This window comes from Exiguobacterium sp. s140, assembly GCF_018617035.1.
In the GTDB taxonomy this organism is placed as follows: Bacteria; Bacillota; Bacilli; order Exiguobacteriales; family Exiguobacteriaceae; genus Exiguobacterium; species Exiguobacterium profundum.
Map to the genome: position 1 here is coordinate 57,284 of NZ_JACSJK010000002.1, position 21,512 is coordinate 78,795.

Annotated in this window: 25 protein-coding genes and 1 pseudogene; 15 read left to right on the plus strand and 11 right to left on the minus strand. The window is 48.4% G+C overall.

Annotated features, from left to right (window positions below; translation table 11 throughout):
- The first annotated feature begins 59 nt into the window (after positions 1 to 59).
- From KNO61_RS08375 to KNO61_RS08385, 3 genes are read left to right on the plus strand one after another with little or no spacing between them, the layout of a single operon-like run.
- Positions 60 to 1,625 (plus strand): sensor domain-containing diguanylate cyclase, encoded by a 1,566-nt coding sequence (locus KNO61_RS08375; RefSeq protein ID WP_214872942.1) that lies wholly within the window; start codon positions 60 to 62, stop codon positions 1,623 to 1,625.
- A 42-nt stretch (positions 1,626 to 1,667) separates the two neighbouring features.
- Positions 1,668 to 2,123: an OsmC family protein gene (locus KNO61_RS08380; RefSeq protein WP_214872943.1), complete on the plus strand. Its 456-nt coding sequence runs from the start codon at positions 1,668 to 1,670 to the stop codon at positions 2,121 to 2,123.
- Positions 2,124 to 2,179: 56 nt separating this feature from the next.
- The gene (locus KNO61_RS08385) at positions 2,180 to 2,623 is read left to right on the plus strand and encodes a GNAT family N-acetyltransferase (RefSeq protein WP_214872944.1); all 444 of its coding nucleotides are present in this window, start codon (positions 2,180 to 2,182) and stop codon (positions 2,621 to 2,623) included.
- Here the strand turns inward: KNO61_RS08385 and KNO61_RS08390 are convergent.
- A complete protein-coding gene (locus KNO61_RS08390) occupies positions 2,620 to 3,066 on the minus strand; it encodes a DUF4385 domain-containing protein (protein WP_196431385.1) in 447 nt (148 codons plus the stop codon). The genes KNO61_RS08385 and KNO61_RS08390 overlap by 4 nt on opposite strands.
- A gap of 74 nt (positions 3,067 to 3,140) precedes the next feature.
- Here KNO61_RS08390 and KNO61_RS08395 point away from each other — a divergent pair, with 74 nt between their 5' ends.
- The 7 genes from KNO61_RS08395 to rbsB all read left to right on the plus strand — a co-directional run bounded on the left by KNO61_RS08395 (position 3,141) and on the right by rbsB (position 9,437).
- Positions 3,141 to 3,683: a GNAT family N-acetyltransferase gene (locus KNO61_RS08395; RefSeq protein ID WP_214685243.1), complete on the plus strand. Its 543-nt coding sequence runs from the start codon at positions 3,141 to 3,143 to the stop codon at positions 3,681 to 3,683.
- Positions 3,684 to 3,790: 107 nt separating this feature from the next.
- On the plus strand, positions 3,791 to 4,768 hold the full coding sequence (locus tag KNO61_RS08400) for a LacI family DNA-binding transcriptional regulator (protein ID WP_012727565.1): 978 nt from the start codon (positions 3,791 to 3,793) through the stop codon (positions 4,766 to 4,768).
- 3 nt (positions 4,769 to 4,771) lie between these two features.
- On the plus strand, positions 4,772 to 5,656 hold the full coding sequence (gene rbsK / locus KNO61_RS08405; RefSeq protein WP_214872945.1) for a ribokinase: 885 nt from the start codon (positions 4,772 to 4,774) through the stop codon (positions 5,654 to 5,656).
- Complete coding sequence (gene rbsD, locus KNO61_RS08410; protein WP_078147800.1) at positions 5,656 to 6,045, plus strand: D-ribose pyranase; 390 nt, start codon at positions 5,656 to 5,658, stop codon at positions 6,043 to 6,045. The genes rbsK and rbsD overlap by 1 nt, the downstream gene beginning before the upstream one ends.
- 11 nt (positions 6,046 to 6,056) lie before the next feature.
- Positions 6,057 to 7,535 carry a sugar ABC transporter ATP-binding protein gene (locus tag KNO61_RS08415; RefSeq protein ID WP_214872947.1) on the plus strand — a complete coding sequence of 493 codons (1,479 nt, stop codon included), beginning with the start codon at positions 6,057 to 6,059 and terminating at the stop codon, positions 7,533 to 7,535.
- A 1-nt stretch (position 7,536) separates the two neighbouring features.
- Complete coding sequence (locus tag KNO61_RS08420; protein ID WP_012727561.1) at positions 7,537 to 8,502, plus strand: ABC transporter permease subunit; 966 nt, start codon at positions 7,537 to 7,539, stop codon at positions 8,500 to 8,502.
- Positions 8,503 to 8,525: 23 nt separating this feature from the next.
- Entirely contained in the window at positions 8,526 to 9,437 is a 912-nt protein-coding gene (gene rbsB / locus KNO61_RS08425) for a ribose ABC transporter substrate-binding protein RbsB (RefSeq protein ID WP_214872949.1), read from the plus strand.
- Positions 9,438 to 9,490: 53 nt separating this feature from the next.
- Here the strand turns inward: rbsB and KNO61_RS08430 are convergent, their stop codons facing one another.
- From KNO61_RS08430 to kynU, 4 genes are all read right to left on the minus strand, one after another.
- Complete coding sequence (locus tag KNO61_RS08430) at positions 9,491 to 9,814, minus strand: sugar phosphate nucleotidyltransferase (protein WP_214872951.1); 324 nt, start codon at positions 9,812 to 9,814, stop codon at positions 9,491 to 9,493.
- Between the two features lie 99 nt (positions 9,815 to 9,913).
- Positions 9,914 to 10,537 (minus strand): arylformamidase, encoded by a 624-nt coding sequence (gene kynB, locus KNO61_RS08435; protein ID WP_214872953.1) that lies wholly within the window; start codon positions 10,535 to 10,537, stop codon positions 9,914 to 9,916.
- A 15-nt stretch (positions 10,538 to 10,552) separates the two neighbouring features.
- Positions 10,553 to 11,392 carry a tryptophan 2,3-dioxygenase gene (kynA, locus tag KNO61_RS08440; protein ID WP_012727549.1) on the minus strand — a complete coding sequence of 280 codons (840 nt, stop codon included), beginning with the start codon at positions 11,390 to 11,392 and terminating at the stop codon, positions 10,553 to 10,555.
- 13 nt (positions 11,393 to 11,405) lie between these two features.
- Positions 11,406 to 12,680 (minus strand): kynureninase, encoded by a 1,275-nt coding sequence (gene kynU, locus KNO61_RS08445; protein ID WP_214872954.1) that lies wholly within the window; start codon positions 12,678 to 12,680, stop codon positions 11,406 to 11,408.
- A 166-nt stretch (positions 12,681 to 12,846) separates the two neighbouring features.
- Between kynU and KNO61_RS08450 the strand changes: the two are divergent.
- Both KNO61_RS08450 and KNO61_RS08455 read left to right on the plus strand, forming a co-directional pair.
- Positions 12,847 to 13,695: pseudogene (locus tag KNO61_RS08450) on the plus strand (Cof-type HAD-IIB family hydrolase).
- Between the two features lie 569 nt (positions 13,696 to 14,264).
- Positions 14,265 to 14,429, plus strand: a complete 165-nt coding sequence (locus KNO61_RS08455; protein ID WP_168169879.1) for a hypothetical protein — start codon at positions 14,265 to 14,267, stop codon at positions 14,427 to 14,429.
- 24 nt (positions 14,430 to 14,453) lie between these two features.
- Here KNO61_RS08455 and abc-f read toward each other — a convergent pair whose 3' ends face one another.
- Positions 14,454 to 16,298, minus strand: a complete 1,845-nt coding sequence (gene abc-f / locus KNO61_RS08460) for a ribosomal protection-like ABC-F family protein (RefSeq protein WP_214872955.1) — start codon at positions 16,296 to 16,298, stop codon at positions 14,454 to 14,456.
- Positions 16,299 to 16,625: 327 nt separating this feature from the next.
- Here abc-f and KNO61_RS08465 point away from each other — a divergent pair, with 327 nt between their 5' ends.
- The gene (locus KNO61_RS08465; protein ID WP_214872956.1) at positions 16,626 to 17,525 is read left to right on the plus strand and encodes a DMT family transporter; all 900 of its coding nucleotides are present in this window, start codon (positions 16,626 to 16,628) and stop codon (positions 17,523 to 17,525) included.
- Positions 17,526 to 17,568: 43 nt separating this feature from the next.
- Here the strand turns inward: KNO61_RS08465 and KNO61_RS08470 are convergent, their stop codons facing one another.
- The 4 genes from KNO61_RS08470 to KNO61_RS08485 form a co-directional block, all read right to left on the minus strand.
- Positions 17,569 to 17,760 (minus strand): hypothetical protein, encoded by a 192-nt coding sequence (locus tag KNO61_RS08470; protein WP_074035480.1) that lies wholly within the window; start codon positions 17,758 to 17,760, stop codon positions 17,569 to 17,571.
- Positions 17,761 to 17,773: 13 nt separating this feature from the next.
- Positions 17,774 to 18,679: a Gfo/Idh/MocA family protein gene (locus KNO61_RS08475; protein WP_214872957.1), complete on the minus strand. Its 906-nt coding sequence runs from the start codon at positions 18,677 to 18,679 to the stop codon at positions 17,774 to 17,776.
- 63 nt (positions 18,680 to 18,742) lie between these two features.
- Positions 18,743 to 19,465 (minus strand): anti-sigma factor, encoded by a 723-nt coding sequence (locus tag KNO61_RS08480; RefSeq protein ID WP_214872958.1) that lies wholly within the window; start codon positions 19,463 to 19,465, stop codon positions 18,743 to 18,745.
- Positions 19,462 to 20,022: an RNA polymerase sigma factor gene (locus KNO61_RS08485; RefSeq protein ID WP_214872959.1), complete on the minus strand. Its 561-nt coding sequence runs from the start codon at positions 20,020 to 20,022 to the stop codon at positions 19,462 to 19,464. Before KNO61_RS08485 ends, KNO61_RS08480 begins: the two co-directional genes overlap by 4 nt.
- A 163-nt stretch (positions 20,023 to 20,185) precedes the next feature.
- Here KNO61_RS08485 and KNO61_RS08490 point away from each other — a divergent pair, with 163 nt between their 5' ends.
- Both KNO61_RS08490 and KNO61_RS08495 read left to right on the plus strand, forming a co-directional pair.
- A complete protein-coding gene (locus KNO61_RS08490) occupies positions 20,186 to 20,335 on the plus strand; it encodes a hypothetical protein (protein WP_211782131.1) in 150 nt (49 codons plus the stop codon).
- 85 nt (positions 20,336 to 20,420) lie between these two features.
- The gene (locus KNO61_RS08495; protein ID WP_214872960.1) at positions 20,421 to 21,221 is read left to right on the plus strand and encodes an HAD family hydrolase; all 801 of its coding nucleotides are present in this window, start codon (positions 20,421 to 20,423) and stop codon (positions 21,219 to 21,221) included.
- Here KNO61_RS08495 and KNO61_RS08500 read toward each other — a convergent pair.
- Positions 21,167 to 21,472 (minus strand): RNA polymerase sigma factor, encoded by a 306-nt coding sequence (locus KNO61_RS08500; RefSeq protein ID WP_074035485.1) that lies wholly within the window; start codon positions 21,470 to 21,472, stop codon positions 21,167 to 21,169. The two genes, KNO61_RS08495 and KNO61_RS08500, sit on opposite strands and share 55 nt — an antisense overlap.
- Positions 21,473 to 21,512 lie beyond the last annotated feature (40 nt).

Below are 21,512 nucleotides of genomic sequence, written 5' to 3' on the forward strand. Positions count from 1 at the left end.
GAGGGAAAAGAACGCAGGATAACGAAATAGAAGAATACGAACAGGTGAGGAGGTTCCGCATGACCGAGATGTTCATTTATCTGGCGGTCTATTTGTTGCCGTCATTTTTACTCGGCTTTTTAGCACTCGATGTCTTTCAACGAAATCCGAATAAAGTCGAGCATCGTTTGCTGAGCCTGTTTGTGTTCGGTTATTCGATGCTCTTCTTGGCTGAATTTGTCCGCCATCTATCGCCGATTGAATACAGTCCGGCACTCATTGCCTATTGGTTTGGGAACGCTGGGATTTTCATTTTTATCTTCTCTGTTCATTTCATATTAAGTATCACAGGCGTCGGCGCAAAGGCACCGAAGTGGTTGTATCCATGGGTCGTCTATTTACCATTGATTCCTGTTGTGTTGACGTATGTCCGTCAGGAGAATATCATCAACAGTCAACAGTTTGAACAAGTAGGCATTTGGATTTATCCTGAGTTCAACTCATCGTATTTAACTACGTTGACCGTCGGAAACATTTTTCATCTATTGATTATTGGTCTCATTTTTTATGCATTGAAGCGTGCGGAACGAAGAGAACACCAACGCGTATTGCGCATGCTCTTTTGGACGGCGAATGTCGTATTGTTGTGGGATGTTGTCTTCGGTTATTTTCAATTCCGCGGGTTCATTCCTCCGTACTCTTATATGTATGGAGGACTCATTTGGGCAGTCGCGTTGGTCATCGCGATGAATCGTTTAGATTTCTTGACCTCTTACGTGAAACGATTTGGGACACTGTATAACTTGAATCCATCTGCCATCTTATTGATTGATCCCGATGGAAAAGTGGAAAGTGCGAATCCTGCTGCGCGAACATTGTTTCATACGGTCCGGGTCGTGAATGAACGGTTTATCGATTTGTTGCCAGAAAAGAAAAAAGCAGAGTGGATGGAACACTATCACCAACATTTTCGGACACGTAAAAAGTTTATAGAGTTCGAAACGAAGATTATGACAAAGTCTGGGCAAGAGCTTTACGTCGTCATCGATGGTGATTTTGTCGATATCGACCGCACGATTCACGGGATGATTATCATTCGGGATGTCCACTCGTTTAAAGAGGCCGAGCAAACAATCCGATTCTTTGCCTATCATGACCCACTGACGAAGCTGGCGAACCGACGTGCATTTTATGAACGCGCAGACCAGGCGTTGCTTAGTTCCTCGATGCTGTCTTTATTGATTATTGATTTAGACGGTTTTAAGGCAGTCAATGATACGTACGGTCACCAGATTGGAGATCATTTCTTAACTCATTTGGGTGGATTGCTGGAAGCGTCGACACGAGACGTTGGCTTGGCCTCTCGTGTTGGCGGGGATGAGTTTTATATTTATTTAGTGGATTTAACAGAATCGGAAGTGCTTGAATTTATTCACGAACTTCAGATGACGTTAAATCAAAACCCTTACCACACGTCCGATGTGACGATTCCGATCCGTGCGAGTATTGGGGTCAGTCATGCTCCCGACCAAGGAACAAATTTAGACACGTTGATCCATAAAGCGGATCAGGCGATGTATCAGATCAAGCAAGATGGAAAAAATGATTACGCCATCTATGACGAGGCGTTACATGGTCCGAAATAAAGGGAAAATAGAAGTGTTTGATTATGGAGAGGAGGATGCAACATGTCAGAAAGACCATTAGTAACGATGCGCGCCGAAGGAGAAGCCGGAGGCGTTAAGACGACTGTGCGTGTAGGCGATCACACCCCATTTATCGTGGATGAGCCAGAACGACTCGGTGGGACAAACAAGGGACCGAATCCACTCGAGTATCTTCTCGGTGCCCAGTCGTCCTGTACGACCATCATGATTGCCTATGCCGCCCAGGATTTGAACTTTGAGTATGAAGGGGTCGAGTTTGTAACGGAAGGGACGCTCGATCCTCGAGGATTCCAAGGGATGGAAGGTGTCCGAACTTACTTTGAGTCGACACATATGAAAATCGTATTGGATACGACCGAATCGGATGAGCGAATCGAAGCATTAAGGAAGGCTGTCGAGGCACGTTGTCCAATTCATAACCTCATGCATGCAGCAGACGTAGCGATGACGGCAGAATGGATTCGGAAATTAGGATGAGGGCAACCTCATCTTTTTTACATAGAAATCGAGAAAAGAGTACGGAGGGAAGACGAATGCATCACCGACCGATGACGCGTGAATGGGCAGGTCAAATTCAAGAATGGACGTACGGAGCTCCTTATGACTTTTATAATCAACCGCCTTCTGAAGAGGGAGTCGCCGAGTTGATGACGTATCAGGCGATTGTAGAGGAGCATGAGCTGATTGGATTTTATTGCATCGATTCCCCGGCTCAAGTGCCCAATTCGACATATCCATATTCGTCAGATTTCACGGACATCGGATTGGGGATGCGACCTGATTTGACGGGGAAAGGATATGGAAAATCGTTTGTGACATACGTCATGGAGAGAGCGATGGAACGGAGAAAACCGCTTCGTTTGACTGTCGCCTCCTTCAACGAACGAGCGATTCATCTATACGAAACGGTTGGATTTCGTACTATCACATCGTTCGAGCGAAATGAGATTCCGTTTCAAGTGATGGTACGCGATTAACCATATTTTTTCTGATGTGCCTTTTTACGTCGCAAATAATCCTCATCGGCACGAAGTTGATCCCAATACGTTTTGAAGATGCGGGCAGACTCTGCCTTCTCTTCGTCGATTTCGCGCTCATGGAGGTCACCATCTTCTTTATATTTACGACCGCCTTTATAATTGGCATAGCGTCGGGCTCGTGTGTAACCCATTTGGATGAACTTTCGGGACATGTCCATCCCGACGAAATCGTCGTTCGCACGATACGCTTCAAATAATTCCATGATTTCTTCGGCAGATTGCTTCGCAATCTCGGGCGTCTTGAATCGCCAATGAGGCAAAATTTCACTTTTATACGGTTCGACAAGTAGCACACCTTGTTCGCCACGACCGACCCGGTACAGTTCGGGTTGTTTTCGGAAGTCGATTTCATCAAAATTTAAATCATAGTCAAATGGCATGTTCATTCCTCCTCGCCTAACGTTTCCCATTAGGTCGGTCGAGGAAACAACTTGAAGGAAAAGGATGGGTTGATATGATCAAGATGGAGACAGAACGGTTGGTCTTAAGAGCATTTACATTAGAGGATGCAGAGGATATGTATCATTATGCAAAAGATGAGCGAGTCGGACCGATGGCCGGTTGGGCACCTCATGAATCGATTGAAGAAACAAGGGACGTCATTCAACTGTTTATCGAGGAAGCAGATGTATGGGCTATCGTCTTGAAAGAGACCGGGCAAGTGATCGGTAGCATCGGATTACACGACCGAAGACCAGACCCGTCGATTCAACATGATGCACAGCGTGAGATCGGTTATGTGCTCAGTCCAGATTTTTGGGGAAATGGTTACGTGCCAGAAGCCGTTCAGGCGATGATTCGATTCGGATTTGAAGCGTTAGGACTAGAACGGATTTGGTGCGGATACTTCAGCTTCAATGACCAATCGCGACGCGTCGTTGAGAAGTGTGGGTTCACTTATGCGTTCACGAAAACACAAGAATTGACCCGACTCGACGGACGAACGGTAGAAAACCTCGTCCATGTCCAATTAAATCCGACGTTCTCTACACATTGAAGCACGATTTCAATGTGTTTTTTCATGAAATCATAAAAACCCCTTGATATGTAACCGGTTACACATTAAGATGTTTTTGTAAGCGTTTCCAGAACGGAGGATGTCAAATGGCGACCATCAAACAAGTAGCAAAACATGCGAACGTCTCAGTGGCGACCGTATCACGCGTTATGAATAAAAGCGGATATGTGAGCGAAGAGGCGAAAGAAGCAGTCGAAAAGGCGATTGCGGAACTGAATTACGCGCCGAACCGAGTTGCTCGTTCGCTCTATAAAAAATCGTCGAATTTGATTGGACTGATCATGCCAGATATCACGAACCCGTTCTTTCCACAGCTGGCTCGGGCGATTGAGGATGTCGCCAATCAACATGGGTATCAAGTCGTCTTATGTAACACGGATGAACAACTTGAAAAAGAACAGACGTATTTAGTCGCCTTGCAAACGATGCACGTCGATGGCCTGATTATCACCACAAACCATTCGCACAATCCGAATTACGAGACGTTGGATTTACCGATGGTCGCACTTGACCGAATCGTGAAAGCGGGAATCGACGCTGTTGTATCGGATGGATATGAGGGTGGAAAGTTGGCGGCCGACACACTGTTACAACGTGGTGCGACACGACTGGCACACATTGCCGGACCGGATCACCTCAAGACGGTCAAACGTCGAACCGAAGGATTTGTCGAAGTAGCGGGAGAGAAGCTCGTCGGGATGACCGAGTCCACGTTCACGTTCAAAGACGCCTTGAAAGCGTCTCAAGAACTGTTTGATCATGCGTGGCCGTTCGATGGCATCTTTGCAGCGAACGATGTGATTGCAGCCGCGGTGTTGCAGGAAGCAGTCCGTCGAAACATTCGTGTCCCAGAAGAGCTACAGGTCATCGGATATGACGGAATCGAATTAGGCGAGATGACGTCTCCGCCGCTGACGACCATCGTCCAGCCAATCTATGAGATGGGACGACTCGCGACCGAGCGATTGCTCGATTTGATTGAGAAGAAAGACACACGACCGAGAGAAATGCTGTTACCGGTCACGTTACTTGAACGACACACGACAAAGCGGAAGGAGAGATAAAGAATGAAACGCATTGTTGTCATTGGCAGTATATCGATGGACCTTGTCGTCACGTCCGACAAACGTCCACAAGCTGGAGAAACGGTTATCGGTGAATCGTTCCGTACCGTTCCAGGGGGGAAAGGTGCGAACCAGGCAGTCGCTGCTTCCAAGTTAGGCGGCACTGTACAGATGGTCGGTTGCGTGGGAAGTGATCCGTTCGGACAACAGGTGGTTGAAAACTTCAAACGACACGATGTCGATGTCACACATGTTCAAATCATACGGGATGAAGTGACGGGTACGGCCCATATCGTATTGGCTGAGGAAGATAATTCGATCGTCGTCGTCCAATCGGCGAACAAACGTGTCGTTTTCACGGATGAGGAACTCGAACACCTTCTTGACGAGCAGGCATTCGTGCTCCTCCAACTCGAAATTCCAATCGAGACGGTACAGCAAGTGACCTCTTACTGTAAAGCGAAAGGAATCCCAGTGCTGCTCAATCCGGCACCTTCTCAGCCGCTTCCACCAGAAGTGATTGAAAACGTCACATACTTGACGCCGAACGAACATGAGTGCCGTGACTTATTCAACGGAATATCCGTAGATGATGTTCTCAAACGCTATCCGAACAAGTTACTCGTCACGGAAGGCGTCCATGGTGTTCGATTCCACGACGGACGAGACGTGCGGCATGTGCCAGCCATCCGAGCAAACGTCGTCGACACAACAGGAGCTGGCGACACGTTCAACGGCGCGCTCGCTGTCTCCCTCATCGAACAAGATGATTTGGAGACGGCCGTACGATTTGCCGTGGTCGCATCCGGCATGAGCGTCGAAGGCTTTGGGGCACAAGGTGGTATGCCGACACGGCAAGACGTACAACAACGATTGGAGCGCGTGTGATGAAAAAACAAGGAATTTTGAACAGTCATCTAGCAAAAGTCTTTGCCGACCTCGGGCATACAGATCGCGTCGTCATCGCCGATTGTGGGTTACCGATTCCAGACGGGGTCAAGCGGGTCGACCTCAGTCTCCGTATCGGCGATCCTTCCTTTCTTGAGGTGCTCGATGTCGTCGAATCGGATTTGGTCGTCGAGCGCATCACGATTGCCGAGGAAATCCTCACACACAACCCGACGATAGCGGATTCACTGAAAGAACGATACGCGAGCATCGATATGTGTTCACATGAAGATTTCAAACGAGAGGTCGCAAAAGCGAAAGTGGTCATTCGAACTGGAGAAGCGACACCTTACGCCAACGTCATCTTACACGCCGGGGTCATTTTTTAAGGGGGGATTCGATGCATATTCAGTTGAAAGGCATCCATAAGTCGTTCGGACCAGTCTCCGTCTTAAAAGGAGTCGATTTCGAACTGTTGCCTGGAGAAATTCATGCACTTATGGGCGAGAACGGGGCCGGAAAGTCGACATTGATGAAGGTGATGACCGGTCTGCATGCGCAGGATGAAGGTGAGATTCTCATCGACGGCGCGAAACGTCAATTCAAACACCCAAAAGAAGCGGAGCAAGAAGGCATCGCTTTCATCCATCAGGAGCTCAATATCTTACCGGAGATGACGGTGACAGAAAACTTATTTTTGGGTCGAGAGCTGACAGGACCGTTCGGGATGGTCAAACAGCAGGAGATGACAAGACGTGCTCGAGAATACTTGGCTGAATTGAACGTTTTCATGGATGTCGATGAAGTGGCACGCAATTTATCGGTCGGTCAGCAACAGATGATTGAGATTGCCAAGGCGCTCATGACAGATGCGAAGGTCATCGTCATGGATGAACCGACAGCCGCCTTGACGGATCGCGAAATCCAGGCGCTCTTCGCCGTGTCTCGTGCCTTACGAGATCAAGGCGTGTCCATCATCTATATCTCACACCGGATGGAAGAGATTTTTGACTTATGCGACCGAATCACGGTACTTCGGGATGGACAATCCATTTCGACTCGTACGATTCAAGACACCTCATTTGAGGAAACGGTGCGCGATATGGTCGGTCGCGAGATTGGGGAACGCTATCCGACACGTACCGCTACACTTGGGGACGTCGTGCTCGAGGTGGATGATTTAATCGGTAACCGGTTCCACAACGTCTCGTTCAACGTCCGTGCCGGAGAAATTATCGGGTTTTCCGGATTGATGGGAGCGGGACGGACCGAGGTGATGCGTGCCTTATTCGGAGCAGACACCCACAAAGGGGGAGTCATCAAACTGAACGGGCAACCGATTCGAATCAAAACTCCGGCCGACGCCATCAAGCACGGCATCGCGTTTTTGACAGAGGACCGAAAAGGGGAAGGCTTACTCCTCGATTTCTCGCTAAGAGAAAACCTGTCGCTCCCGACACTCGATAAACGAGCAAAAGGGTCTGTCATCTCGAAGCAACAAGAGGAGACGTTCGCCGAGACATACTTACAAAAATTGCGGGTCAAACATCATTCGATGGAACAAAAAGTGAAGTCGTTGTCTGGTGGGAATCAACAGAAGATTGTGCTCGGCAAATGGTTAGGTGTCGAACCAGACGTCTTGATTTTGGATGAGCCGACCCGAGGCGTCGACGTCGGTGCCAAGAAAGAGATTTACAACATCATGAGCGATCTCGCGGAATCAGGCGTCGCCATCATCATGGTCTCTTCTGATTTACCGGAAGTACTCGGGATGAGCGATCGGATAGTCGTCATGCGAGAAGGTGTGGTGACAGGGACGCTCACGAAAGAAGAGGCGACACAGGAAAAAGTAATGACGTATGCGACAGGAGGGCAATGATATGGAATTGAAAGCAACGACCGGACTGAAGCGCCCGGGTCGACTCGGATGGGGGCAAAAACTAGGACCGCTGTTTGGTCTACTCGTCATCGTTGTCGTCGTGACGGCGCTCGAACCAGGATTTTTATCATTAAATAATATCTTCAACGTACTCCGCCAAGTGTCGATCAATGCCTTGATTGCCTTCGGGATGACGTTTGTCATCTTGACAGGGGGAATCGATTTATCGGTCGGGTCGATTTTGGCGCTCGCTTCTGCACTGGTGGCAGGCATGATGGTGGATGGTCAACATGCGGTTATGGCCGTCGCACTCGGCTTGATTGCAGGTGCCGTTCTCGGGGCCTTTAACGGGGCGGTCATTACTTACGGGAAAGTGGCACCGTTCATCGCGACATTGGCTACGATGACCATTTATCGGGGCTTGACGCTCGTCTATACAGACGGACGACCGATTACGGGTCTCGGGAATTCCGGTTGGTTCGAGATGCTCGGACGCGGCTACTTCTGGATCATTCCAGTACCGGCATTGACGATGCTACTCGCATTCGGTGTCCTGTATTTCATCTTGAAGAAGACGACATTTGGTCGTCACACGTACGCGATTGGTGGAAATGAAGAAGCGGCGAAATTAATGGGGATTGGCGTCAATAAAGTCAAAATCATGATCTACTCCCTATCGGGTATGCTTGCAGCACTCGCAGGTATCATCTTGACATCACGTCTCAACTCCGCACAACCGACGGCAGGAACGTCATACGAACTCGATGCCATCGCAGCGGTCGTTCTCGGGGGAACGAGTCTTGCGGGTGGTCGAGGTTGGATTGTCGGAACGTTGATCGGGGCGCTGATCATCGGAACGCTCAACAACGGATTGAACCTTCTCGGCGTATCATCATTCTTCCAACTCGTCGTAAAAGGTGCAGTTATATTGTTTGCCGTATTGCTTGATCGTCGACAAAACGCGTAACACGCGAAAGGGGAAAACGGAACATGAAAAAATGGACAGCTTGGCTACTCGCACTGACTATGGTACTGATGGCAGCTTGCTCGACTGAACAACCGGGGTCATCGTCTGAAACGGAAACGAAAGATGGCGATTATGAAATCGGCTTATCGATCTCAACATTGAATAACCCGTTCTTCGTCGCACTGAAAGAAGGCGCAGAAGAACAGGCGAACGAAATGGATGCGACGTTGACGGTAGCGGATGCGCAAAACGACGCGGCGAAGCAAGTGAATGACGTCGAAGATATGATTCAAAAGGGGATGGATTTGATTCTCATCAACCCGACAGATTCAGAAGCAGTCGGCGCGGCGGTACAAGCAGCGAACGATGCAGGCATTCCCGTCATCACGGTAGACCGTAACGCTGAAACAGGGGACGTCGTCGCCCACGTGGCATCAGATAACGTCGCAGGTGGACAGTTGGCGGGTGACTACATGGTCGAACTCGTAGGCGAAGGGCAAAAAGTCGTCGAGCTCGAGGGGATTCCAGGAGCGTCGGCGACACGTGACCGCGGACAAGGATTCAACGAAGCCATCGATGGGAAATTGGAAGTCGTGGCAAAACAATCGGCAAACTTTGACCGTGCAGAAGGATTGACGGTCATGGAGAACATCTTACAGGACAATAAAGATATCGTCGCTGTATTCGCACATAACGATGAGATGGCACTCGGTGCCGTTCAAGCACTCGAAGCGGCTGGAATGAGTGACGTGAAAGTCATCGGATTCGATGCGACAGACGATGCCGTCAAAGCGGTCGAAGGTGGGACGATGGCAGCTACGGTTGCACAAAAGCCCGCTGAGATTGGGAAGTTGGGTGTAGCAGCTGCAATCAATCATCTGAAAGGTGAAACAGTGGAGGAAAACATTCCGGTCGAACTCGAATTAATCAAATAAGTAAGAAGAAACCTCACGATGCTTGATTTCGGGTAGAGCTCGTGAGGTCATTTTTATTTATATGGGGAAATGAGAAGTTGTGTATCGTTGTTCATAGGTTTTAAATAGCTTGCTGTATCACGACGAGTTGGTTCGGAAATGATATTAGTATCTGTACCAACTGGATGAATGACACAATCTTTTTGCTGAACATTTGTGATAATGAAAGCGTTAGTGTCTAAATCTTGTGTTTTTAGTTGATTATAAACTCTTTCAAGCATTGATTGTTTCGTTCCACCTCTGCTAGGCAATAAACGAATGAATTGTTTGGCATTCGAATTGTTCGAAAGTGGCCATAGTCTTTTTCCATCACCGCCAGATAATAATAGAATCTTCATCGAATGTCCTCTCTTCAAATAGAGTTTCTCATCTATTTCGCCAAACGTCGGACTATCCCTGTCTAATCAAAAAAGAGACAGCCGATTCCGGCTATCTCTTTACAATATAGGGCGAAGCAATGCGCGAACGGGACTTCCATCCCCTTCGACGATTGGGAGAGGGACGGCATTCAAATCGTAATCTCCCGGTAAGATATTGTCTAAAACGAGTCCTTCTAAGATATGCACACCATTTTGTGCTAATGCGTGATGGGCATCCATCTCTTTACTGTCAATCGCATCAACGGACGGTAAGTCGAGTCCGATCAAGAAGATTCCAAGTTCCCCGAGACGATCGGCAAGAGCGGGTGTCAGTTCAGGGATTGTCTCGGGGAAGACGCTCTTATCGGGCCAACCATCCGTTTTTAAGATGAGGCGTTCCACCCCAGTCAAATCATGACCATCCAAATCAGATGCTTCAATCTTTGCCTTATGCGGTAGATGAATCACACGGGCTGGTCCGATATATACGGACGGATCGAGGTCGATCACGCGCTTCCCATGGTCGTCAAAATGAAACGGTGCATCGATGTGGGTCCCGAGATGTAAACTCAATGTCATCTTCCCGACATTGACCGAACCACTCTCTGCCATCGGCCACGCGATATCATACGAAAATGTTGTATCTCCCGGCCATGTCGCAACATCGGCATGGAGTGGCTGTGATACATCAATCCAAGTCATTGCATTCAGCTCCTCTTATAGTGATGTCCGGACCGTCCACAGTTCTGGGAAGAAGCGATGGTCGAGCACGCGACGTAAATAGTTCACGCCAGACGAACCACCTGTCCCCATCTTCTGTCCGATAATGCGTTCCACGGTGCTCATATGGTTAAAGCGCCACATCTGTTGCTGGCTCCCGATATCGAGTAGCTTTTCACCGAGCTCATATAAGTCCCAATACGTATCGACGTCTCGATAGACTTCGACCCATGCCTTCTCGACACTTTCATTCCATTCCCAGTCCTGGGTGACATCACGTTCGAGCACGCTCGCATCAATCGATAGACCCCGACGATGCATTTCGCGGACGGTCACATCATAAATGCTAGGAGCTTGTAGCGAGCCTTCGAGCAATGGATACAATTTTTCATCGTGTGCGTAAACACTGAGCGTCCGTGCGTTTTTGAAGCCGAGTGCGAATTCGATCTGTCGGTTTTGGTAAGACTGAAAACCAGAGGACGAGCCGAGTTGGTCTCGGAACTCTAAATACTCGGCCGGTGTCAACGTCGCAAGGACGCCCCATGACTGGATGAGTTGCTGCTGAATCTTCGAGACGCGGGCGAGCATCTTGAACGAACGCTCGAGCTCCCCGTTCGTGATTGCCGTCGTGGCTGCTGTCAATTCATGCAAAATGAGCTTCATCCACAATTCGCTCGTCTGGTGGATGATGATGAACAGCATCTCATCATGATGGTCAGAAAGGCGATGTTGACTTGATAAAATCGGGTCGAGCTGGAGATAGTCCCCGTACGACATGTCTTTTGAGAAATCTGTTTGAATCGATTTTTCTACTTTATGTTCTGTGCGTTCACTCATGACAGTTCCTCCCTTATGCGACCACTTCGCGGACGTTCTCGAACGCCTCATATTCTTTGTCGTCCATGATTTTCTTCAACGTCACGATCACATCATACACGTCGGTAAACGTGTTATATAGTGCGACCGGCGCGAGACGGATGATATTCGGTGCGCGGAAGTCAGGGATGATGTGATGTTTCTTCAACGCTTTACAGATGCGTGCCGCTTCAGGATGCTCGAGGCTCAAATGAGCGCCGCGCTGTCGTGTGTCAGTCGGGCTACCGATGAAGAATCCGTGAGGTGCGAGCATCTCTTCGATCAAATCCATCATATACGTCGTGAGCGCGAGTGATTTTTGACGAATCGCTTCCATCCCGACCTCGTTGAACATCTCAAGCGCGCCAAGTTGAGGAGCGAGGCTCATAACGTGTGGTGTTCCGATTTGGAACGCACCGGCATGTTCGGCCGGTGTCATCGTATGGTCCATATCGAACTGTTTATCTTTGTGCGAACCGAACCATCCGGCGAGTCCAGGTGTCGTGCCGAAGTGACGTTCATGAACGAATAAGCCCCCGACCGTTCCCGGACCCCCGTTCAAATGTTTATAGTTGCACCAGTATGCGAAGTCGACACCCCAGTCGTGGAAGTCATGAGGAATGGCGCCGACGGAGTGACAGGCATCGAAGCCAATCAAAATTCCACGCTCGTGTGCCGCCTTCGTTAGACGAGGCATATCTAAAATCTGACCACTGCGATAGAGGACGGTCGGCAATACGATCAGGGCAATCTCGTCGGTCATCGCGGCAATCAAGTCGTCTTCTACCAAGAAGCGCCCATCCGGACTGTCGACTTGAACGAGGTGCTCAGAAGGGTCGAGTCCACGCAATTCGAGCTGGCTCTTTAAAGCGTAAATGTCAGACGGGAACGTGAGGGCGTCTGCCAAAATCTTCGTGCGTTTGCCATCCGGTTTGAAGAACGATGCGACGAGTTGATGCAAGTTCACGGTCGTCGAACCAGTGACCATCACTTCTTCCGGCTTTCCACCGATGAGCGGCGCGTTCAGTGCGGCCAACTCTTCGGACAAGTTGAACCAAGGATGGCGACCTGACATCCAGCCGTCGATCCCGAGCTCTCTCCAGTCCGCAAGCGATTCAAGGAGTGTGCGCTCGGCTCGTTTCGATAAGAGACCGAGTGAATTCCCATCCATATAAATCCCGTGTTCCGGTAAATAAAATTCTTCCCGATACGATGCGAGCGGGTCTTGTTTGTCTAGTTGTTGTGCGTAAGCACGTGTGAAATCGTTCATCTCCCCATATTCCCCCTTTAAAGCTTGTACGTTGTCAAAATCGGAGCAATCGGACATAAGGAAGTCAACAAACAACGAGGGCAGGTAGACATCATACACATTGGTATTCCCTTCATCGTGTTTTACGCAGTTGAATCGGGAAAAGAACTAAGGAGGAGGGAACGATATGAAATTGATTGCGATTGATTTAGACGGGACGCTGTTATCGCGCACGGGCGTGATAACAAAGGCAAACCAGGAGGCGATTCGTCGTCGGCAAGAACAGGGTGATATCGTCACGATTTGTTCAGGACGTTCGATTCATGATATCGAGGAGCTGTTGAAGCGAAGTGACCTCGTCTGTCCGATTTTGTCAGGTAACGGAGCAATCGGGTTTTATGAGAACGAGCGAATTTACTATCATGCGATGGATCAAACGGTTGTAGACGAGCTATGGGAAATCGCGAACGCAGATGATGCGTACGTCGAATTTTATACGAATGCGGGAGTGAAAGTACTCCGTTCAGGGAGTGATTTATTAAAACGGGAACTCAATGAGGTGTTGCCACATGATCAATCGTTCACCCGTGAGTGGGCGGAACGTGAGATTGAAATCTAAAATGAGCAGTTCGGTCTGACATATATGGATTCGATGGCAGACATCGACTTTGAACGAGATGAAGTGTACAAGGTGTTTGTCTATTCGTTCGATCGCCGAAAGCTACACCGGTTGCGTAAAATCTATGAACCACGGAACGATATTTTGATTACGACTGCGGGGTGGACGAAAATTGAAATCGGACATCCTCATGCGAGTAAAGGCGCAGCCTTGAAACAGCTAGCTGAGCATTATCAGATTCCGATGCGTGATGTCGTCGCCATCGGAGACAATCTGAATGATGTGTCGATGTTCGAAGTGGCAGAAACAAGGATTGCGATGGGGAATGCTGTGGATCCGTTAAAAGATTTGAGCACGCATATTACAAAGGATGTAGAAGAGGACGGGGTCGCTTACGCGCTGACGCATTATGTATGAATTGGATTATGGAGAAATCGTGAACGAGGATTGAATCTCACTTAAAACGGATATTGTATACATGTAACCATTCACTTTCTGAAATGAGTCGGGGAACGGGGAGGCACTTTCGTCACCTGTCGCTTATGGATGAAAGGGATGGGCAAAGCCCACATGAACGTGAATCGTGTATTCCAAACGATGATGCGTCGGCCTCTGCTTGCCATACGAGCAAGCATACCAGACAGACTGTTTGTATACGGAATTCCACATGATCCGCGTCAGAAGTGGACATCATAGGTGCCAAGTCCTCTCGTGCCCATTCGATCAAAATGTCTATGAGTCACCTATTCAATTTCATGTTTTCGAATGAAAAACAATTGGTGAAACAATGGACGATGAACGGATTGGAATGATGCGTCACGTTGGCTTGGACATCTCTAGTCGAACCAAATCATGGATGGGACGGTCAATCGAGCAAGGGCTTGGTTGGATGAAAGTCCGGGGACTAGAGAATCAAGAAAAGCGCCGAGTGAGGGCGCTTTTCTTGTGGTATCCTATTGAGTGAATGCAACCGATGGAGGGATCATATGCCAAAGCTATATTGGTTCGGAACGTTTCTTAGTGGAGTGATTCTTTTGACAACGGGAACGATGGAAGGTCTTTACCGCATACTCCCAATTGGGTTGATGGCTATCGCGGTCATCGGCTATCTCATACAGATTCGATTTGAGCAAAAGAAGCGGCGCCCTTGATCGGGTGCCGCTTCTCTTTATAGATTACAAAGTTTCGAGCAAACGTGTCATCACATCATCGATTTCTTCCTGCAACGCATCAACTTGTCGTTGTAGCACCATCAATTCATCAAGGTCATCCAATTCATTCATCCGTTGGAGTAGCGCCTGATGTTCTGTCTCTAATTGGGTTAGGTGAGCTTCCTCATCAACCGTAGATGGAGCGACTTTCGTCTGCTTCAGCGATTTTGATGGTTTGACGCGCTCCGTTACAGGTTCATCTTTCGATGCCTGTCCACGCTTGTCGAGAGCATAGGCGACGTTACCTTCGAAACGCGTCATCGTCCCGTCGAGCCAATACGTGATGGGGAACAGCTTATTTAAGAAGTAGCGGTCATGGGAAACCGTAACGACCGTTCCAGGGAAACGTTCGAGCGCATCTTCAAGTGCCTCTCTCGATTCGATATCCAAATGGTTCGTCGGCTCGTCTAGGACGAGGACATTGATTTCTTCATGGACGAGGATGGCAAGCATGAGTCGCATCTTCTCCCCGCCGCTCAAATTTGAGACAGGCTTAAACACACTCGCGCCGTAAAATAGAAACTGAGCGAGAAGGTGCCTCGCTTTGCCTTCATCGACTGCGATCCGGTCCCGAAACGCCTCGATTAAGCGATGTGACTCATCGAACGTGATGTGTTGCGACAGATATCCAATTTTGGCTTGATCGGCTCGTCGGACGGTCCCAGCTTGAGGGATAACTTCACCGAGTAACATTTTCAAAAGCGAAGATTTTCCACTCCCGTTCGGTCCGACGATGGCGACGCGTTCTCCGTGACCTGTATAGAAGTGCACGTTTTCAAATAGAGGACGATCATACGTGAGTGTCACGTCACTCACTTCGAAGACGTCACGCCCGGTACGCCCGTTCGTCGTGAACTGGATATTCGGTTGCTCGGCTTCGAGTTGTGGTCGCTTGATTCGTTCAATTCGTTCGAGAGCCTTTTCCATCGATTTGGCGCGACGATAGAACTTTTCATTCGGCGGATTGCCCTCGTTGGCCCATTGCCGCAACTGCCGGATCGTTTCCTTCATTTTTTTGATTTTCTTCTGTTGCTCCGTGTAAGCGTGAAACTGGTCAAGCAACTGTTTTTCTTTTTGGGCAACGAAGTCCGTATAATTCCCAGGATAACTCGTCAATTCTCCATCCTCGCACTCGACGATTCGTGTGGCGACCGCATCTAAGAAGACCCGGTCATGGGAGACGATGAGGAGCGCTGAATCGTAATCCTGTAAATAGGATTCGAGCCAAGTCATCGCTTCTAAATCTAGATGGTTCGTCGGTTCGTCCAAAATGAGTAGTTCTGGTTCTTGAAGGAGCGCCAGGGCGAGACCGATTTTTGTACGCTCGCCCCCGCTTAGCGTATCGAACGGTTGGTCCACGAATGAGGTCAATTTGAGTCCATCAATCATTGCGCTGATTTTTGACTCGTAGACATATCCACCCGCATGTTCGAATTGTTCTTGAATGGCACCGTATGATTCGAGAAGGCGTTCGAGCTGTTCGGACGTCGCCATCTCTTGCTCGAGGGAAGACATTTTTTCACTCAGGCGAGTCACTTCCTCAAAAGCAGTATAGAGGACGTCACGACCACTGCGTCCAGGGTAGTCAGGAAGCTGCACCAAATAGCCGATAGAGAGTCGTTGTCGGCGGTAAATCGTACCGGCGTCATGCTCTTCAGAGCCGACAAGGATTCGTAAAAGCGTCGTTTTGCCACTGCCGTTTCGGCCGACAAGACCGACTCGTTCGTTTTCGTTCATGAATAAATTCGCATCTGTGAGAACGGTGTGCCCACCGTATTGTTTTTGAATGTGTTGAAGATCGATCAACATAATAGGTTCCTCCTAAAGTTAGGGCCTATCAAAAAAACCGAGCACAAAGAAGCGCTCGGTTTAGAAAGAGAGAGGCGCTTTGTCGTGTATTCAGCAATGTCTAAAAAAGGACAGACGGGTCCCTTGATTAAGCGACATCGTGAAAAATCGCACGCAAAATGTACAAATGTTCAGTTGTCCAATGCGTACGTCCGACAAATTTCACCTTTCTCCCTCCTTTCATTCATCTATGTCTTGATTGTAAGCGTTTTTCTTACGACTGACAATGAAAATAAAGGAAATGGAAGCAAGGATGTCGTATATAGTCGCCATCGAGGAGGCGAAGAAATGAGGAAAGAATGGCTAGGAGCACTCAGTTTGACCCTTGCGGCGAGTATATGGGGCGGGATGTATGTGGTCAGTAAATATGCGCTCGCATATATTGAACCGTTCACGTTCGTCTGGTTACGATACGCTGTTGCATTTATGGTCCTTTTCGTCGTTTGGTTTCGGTTTGGACGGGAATCGATTCGACGGGCGGATTGGAAGTGGATCGGACTCGTCGGCGTCATTGGATACGTCGCTTCGATTTCGTTTCAATTTATCGGAACGAAGCTATCGGATGCACATACCGGCTCCCTTGTGACCGCAGCGACACCAGCTTTCATGGTCTTATTTGCCCGAATCTTATTGAAAGAACGACTGACTCCTGTCAAGATTGGAACGCTTGGGTTGGCAACGGTCGGTGTTCTCATCGTCGTCGGTTGGGAAGGGGAAGGGACGTATCGCTTAGGCAGTTTTATACTCGTATTAGCCGCCGTGACGTGGGCGCTCATGTCCATTTACGTCAAAATCGGAACACAGACCTTATCGACGTTGACACTGACGACGTTTGCGATTGGAGTTGCCTGGTTATTGATGACCCCTTTGATGAGTATAGAGGTCATTCAAAACGGCTTTCCAGAATTGAATGGTGTCCTTTGGCTCAGTGTCCTATATATCGGTGTCGTGTCGACGGCAGGGGCGTTCTTCTTTTGGAACAAAGGGCTTGAGTTGATGGATGCGAGTGTCGGGTCACTCTTTTTCTTCTTCCAGCCTTTGGTCGGAGGGACGCTCGGATGGCTCGTCTTGAATGAAACGCTCCATCTGAATTTCTTTATCGGTGCCGGTTGTATCATGACGGCCGTGACGTGGTCGACGCTCGCGGAACGGCGACAACAACTGCCGATTTCAAACCGTCATCTGTAACGACAAAGCGGTTGCCCTCATTTTGGAGGGTGACCGCTTTTGATTAAAATCCATGATGATCAAGTTTGTCTTGTTCGCGTTTCATTTCGAGTTCAAGCCGTTGGATGGCGAGCTTCTCTTCTTCGATCTTCAATCGTCTTTCTTCGACACGTGCTTCTCTCGTTTTGATAATCGTATTGGCACCGACTGACGAGACCACAATCACCATAACCATGATGTAGAAAAAGAAATCCATGTGTATCCCTCCTTTAGTTGATTAAGTTCGTGACAAGCCGCTGTGTCTCAAGGGCAACACGACCGTCTGTTGAAATCGCTGTATCCTCGATGAGTGCGGAAATGAAGTGGTCAATCGCGCCTTGGAATCCTCGTTGCACGAGTGTCGTGTCCCATGAACCGAACGTTTCGACTTCATGTCGACCGTGCTTGAAACGATGTAGCGTGACCATCTCTTCGACGGACAATCGTTCCCCATCCCGTACAATCGAGACGTGCTCATGGTTCGCTCCGGACGTGCGATGCATCGATGTCGTGTGCATTCCGTGCTCATCTTGCCATACGTGGCGGGCGAATCGAAGCTCATGCTTGTCATTGACGTCGACGTGACCCGAGACGAGTGTGAGCTCATTACCAGCGAGGAAACGTAACGTATCAATGACATGCAAGTAATCATCGAGTAAGGTGAAGGTCGCATCCTTAGGACCGACATCGTTCTCTCGATGTTTTACCACGTCAATCATGTGGACAGAGGACTCGCTTTGAAGACGCATATACAGCGGAGCGAAACGTCGATTGAACCCGACCATCAATTTACGCCCAAGACGTTCAGCTTGAATGACGAGTTGCTCCGCTTCCTCGATTGTTTCGGCGAGAGGCTTATCTACATAAACATCGACGCCGTGCTCTAATAAATACGATACGATGTCATAATGGGTTTCCGTTGAACTATGTACGAACGCTGCATCGATGGATGAGGCGAGATCATTCAATGTGTCGAATGAGGTCATTCGGTATGTTTGACAAATCGTGTCTCGCTTAGATGTGTTCGGGGAAAAGGCGCCGACCACCTCGATTCGAGGATGAATCGAAAGGATGGGTAAATACGCTTTTTGAGCGATATTTCCAAGTCCGACAATACCGATTTTTGGTTTTTGCATCCCATTCACTCCTTTAGTTCATCATAACAAAAAACCGGACAACGAATGTGTCCGGTTCAAGAATTAAAGACTAGCACTTAAGACGATTTCACCTTGTGGCGTCTCATTTCCGCGATTCGGTTCTTTTGTGACGGCGACGGTATCCCAGTCGACGTCGACTTCATCCGAGTCGAGTGTGTAGATGACCGTCCCGTTCCCTTTATCATCGGTGACGAAAGCGCCGGTCGGAATCGGGGCACCATCTTTTAAGAGCCATACTTGATACACCTCATTGGCATCGAGTGAGGCTAGGCCGTTCGTTTGGACGATCAGTTGTGTCGTTCCGTCCTGCTCTGCAAGATAAGCGGTTCCTTCAGACTCACCTTCAAGTGGGATTGATTCGGTCAGTGTGATGCCAGGTGAATCGGGTTGATTGGTGAGCAGATACCCGTTTCCAATCAAAGAGAGTAGGAGCGCCGCTGCTAAAGCGACCATTCCCCAGACCGGTACGTTCCGTTTCTTCTTCTGTTTAAACGGTGTCGCCGGTGGAACTGATGTAGAAGTGTCGGTTGTGGTGACGGGTTCATTGTCTTCTTCTTCGAATACACGATCGAGGACACGCGCTTTCATGCCTCGGGGTGGCTCAGTCGGAGTAGACAAGAACGCGACGCCACCGACAAGAGCTTCAAGTTGTTCGAGCTCTTCTTGACAGTCCTTACACGTTGCCAGATGTTGTTCAAATTTCATTCGCTCTTCTTCCGTTAAATGTTGGTTGAAGTAGTCAATCAATTGGTCGCATGCGTTCATTGTTCTACCTCTTTTCCGATGAATTCATGGGATAACTGTTTCTTCAGTTGCCTTAGCGCCAGTCGAATCCTTCCTTTTACCGTTCCGAGCGGGATGCCACATGCATCAGCAATTTTTTGCTGGCTCAGTCCTTGGAAATACATGAGTCGGACGACCTGCTGCTGTTCGGCAGGTAATGTGGCCATGGCTGTCTCGATTTGAGCACGTTCTTCTTGCCACTCGACTTCTTTCTCAACGGACGGTGACTCGGAAGGAATGGCCTCAGCGTAAGATTCGTCTAGTTGTAGATCCGGTTTACGCTTCCGAATTAAGTCGATGGTCACATGACGGCTCATCGTGAAGAGCCAAGAACGAAACTTTCCTTTTGACTCATCATAGATTCCACCGCCACGCCAAAGTTTGATGAATACTTCTTGCATGGCTTCTTCCGCCAAATCACGATCTTTTGTCAGTTGTAGGACAAATGCGTATAAAATGCGTTCGTATCGATCATACAATATTTCGAGCGCTTCTTTGTCCTTTTGCCTGACACGCTCATATAACTCTAAGTCAGTCATAACATACTCCTTTGCGCAGAAGGGATGTCCCTTGTATTGATCTAACGTATAAAATCGAAAAATGGATGACTATTTTGTATGACGATTTATTGAACATGTTCCGGTTTGAGACGGAAGCTTCGAATAAATGAATAATCTTAATTTCTCTGAAAGAAGGTAGGTGATGACACTTAGCCCAATCGCCGTCATCAGCATCAATCCGATTGCGGTTAAGGGAGCGCTCACCGTCGCCCAAAAGAAGTATGTGCGAATGCCAAAAAGAAAAGAAAAGACAATAAGGAATCCGGTAAACAAGCTACTCAATTGGCAATAGGTCTGAGCGAGTCGTGAAATCATAAGATGCCTCCTTTGTTTCATTGTACTATAGGAGAAGGAGAAAACGATAAGGAGACGAGATCATGAAACGATTTACGAATGAAGGACACACCCTCGTATGCTTTGACTTTGATGAAACCTACTTTCCTCATGCATGTACACCAGATCAATTGGCATCCGTTCGACGGCTCGAAGACTTATTGGAACGCTACTCCCATCAATTGTCGACGATGTGGGTGACGGGTAGTTCACTCGAATCGCTACAGGCAAAAGTTGAGCAGGCAAACCTTCGCTTTTGGCCTCACCGTATCGCTTCAAGTTTAGGTACGGAATTGTATCATATTGACCTAGACGGAACGTTTTCTTTAGAAAAACCGTATCAAGCGTCATTCCCAAGTGATTTTATATCTCGTGTGGAACGTGTTGCGTCACAGATTGGACAGATGCAGGTTGAACTAGAAGCGCAACCGGGTTTTGGGACGAGTCCCTGGATCCGGAGTTATTACCTCCGTGACCAAATCGGGTCTTGGAGTGAAATATTTCGCATGCTAGCTGATCAAGAAGGGATTGCCGTCAATATCAGCCGATGCAATCCGAAGGCAGGTGATCCGATGGATGCATGGGATATTGATTTTTATCCAATGCATGCCGGGAAAGAATCGAGTGTTCGATATGTATGCACCACTGCTTCCTTCTTACGCAAAGAAACATATGCGTTCGGCGACAGTGGGAATGACCTTGGGATGTTAGCGCATGTAGGGAAAGGCTATTTAGTGGGTAATGCGACCGAACAGGCAAAACAGATGTATCCGGAGATGACAACAAAATCTTATGCAGAAGGGATTTTAGAAGTATTGGAATCTGATTTGTCCTCTTTCATATAGTGCATGATTTCCTCTAATGAACGGATGAGGGTCGCACGAATCGTTTCGGAATGTGGATTGAAGTGAAGACGTTGTTGCCAAATCCGACAAAATAAATCGGTCAAGGCCGCCTCTGCAGTTGCAGGATGGTCATTCAGATGAAGCGCATATCGATAAAGTAGTTTTTCATAGCGTGAGTATAAATGTTCTAAGGCTTGGCGATTTTTAAGACGGATTTGATCGACCAGGCGTTCATCGAGTGTAGGAAGCATATGCAACTCCTTTCGTATGGAATGAAGGTTTCAACGATAA

Coding starts and splice junctions, on each gene's coding strand:
- KNO61_RS08470 (WP_074035480.1), bottom strand. CDS start 17,760: ATGGATTTCTTTTTCTACATCATGGTTATGGTGATTGTGGTCTCGTCA.
- KNO61_RS08385 (WP_214872944.1), top strand. CDS start 2,180: ATGCATCACCGACCGATGACGCGTGAATGGGCAGGTCAAATTCAAGAA.
- KNO61_RS08430 (WP_214872951.1), bottom strand. CDS start 9,814: ATGAAGATTCTATTATTATCTGGCGGTGATGGAAAAAGACTATGGCCA.
- kynU (WP_214872954.1), bottom strand. CDS start 12,680: ATGAACGATTTCACACGTGCTTACGCACAACAACTAGACAAACAAGAC.
- abc-f (WP_214872955.1), bottom strand. CDS start 16,298: ATGTTGATCGATCTTCAACACATTCAAAAACAATACGGTGGGCACACC.
- KNO61_RS08455 (WP_168169879.1), top strand. CDS start 14,265: ATGCCAAAGCTATATTGGTTCGGAACGTTTCTTAGTGGAGTGATTCTT.
- KNO61_RS08415 (WP_214872947.1), top strand. CDS start 6,057: ATGCATATTCAGTTGAAAGGCATCCATAAGTCGTTCGGACCAGTCTCC.
- KNO61_RS08485 (WP_214872959.1), bottom strand. CDS start 20,022: ATGACTGACTTAGAGTTATATGAGCGTGTCAGGCAAAAGGACAAAGAA.
- KNO61_RS08480 (WP_214872958.1), bottom strand. CDS start 19,465: ATGAACGCATGCGACCAATTGATTGACTACTTCAACCAACATTTAACG.
- KNO61_RS08390 (WP_196431385.1), bottom strand. CDS start 3,066: ATGCCATTTGACTATGATTTAAATTTTGATGAAATCGACTTCCGAAAA.
- kynA (WP_012727549.1), bottom strand. CDS start 11,392: ATGAGTGAACGCACAGAACATAAAGTAGAAAAATCGATTCAAACAGAT.
- rbsK (WP_214872945.1), top strand. CDS start 4,772: ATGAAACGCATTGTTGTCATTGGCAGTATATCGATGGACCTTGTCGTC.
- KNO61_RS08490 (WP_211782131.1), top strand. CDS start 20,186: ATGACACTTAGCCCAATCGCCGTCATCAGCATCAATCCGATTGCGGTT.
- KNO61_RS08380 (WP_214872943.1), top strand. CDS start 1,668: ATGTCAGAAAGACCATTAGTAACGATGCGCGCCGAAGGAGAAGCCGGA.
- rbsB (WP_214872949.1), top strand. CDS start 8,526: ATGAAAAAATGGACAGCTTGGCTACTCGCACTGACTATGGTACTGATG.
- KNO61_RS08495 (WP_214872960.1), top strand. CDS start 20,421: ATGAAACGATTTACGAATGAAGGACACACCCTCGTATGCTTTGACTTT.
- kynB (WP_214872953.1), bottom strand. CDS start 10,537: ATGACTTGGATTGATGTATCACAGCCACTCCATGCCGATGTTGCGACA.
- KNO61_RS08375 (WP_214872942.1), top strand. CDS start 60: ATGACCGAGATGTTCATTTATCTGGCGGTCTATTTGTTGCCGTCATTT.
- rbsD (WP_078147800.1), top strand. CDS start 5,656: ATGAAAAAACAAGGAATTTTGAACAGTCATCTAGCAAAAGTCTTTGCC.
- KNO61_RS08475 (WP_214872957.1), bottom strand. CDS start 18,679: ATGCAAAAACCAAAAATCGGTATTGTCGGACTTGGAAATATCGCTCAA.
- KNO61_RS08400 (WP_012727565.1), top strand. CDS start 3,791: ATGGCGACCATCAAACAAGTAGCAAAACATGCGAACGTCTCAGTGGCG.
- KNO61_RS08465 (WP_214872956.1), top strand. CDS start 16,626: ATGAGGAAAGAATGGCTAGGAGCACTCAGTTTGACCCTTGCGGCGAGT.
- KNO61_RS08500 (WP_074035485.1), bottom strand. CDS start 21,472: ATGCTTCCTACACTCGATGAACGCCTGGTCGATCAAATCCGTCTTAAA.
- KNO61_RS08420 (WP_012727561.1), top strand. CDS start 7,537: ATGGAATTGAAAGCAACGACCGGACTGAAGCGCCCGGGTCGACTCGGA.
- KNO61_RS08395 (WP_214685243.1), top strand. CDS start 3,141: ATGATCAAGATGGAGACAGAACGGTTGGTCTTAAGAGCATTTACATTA.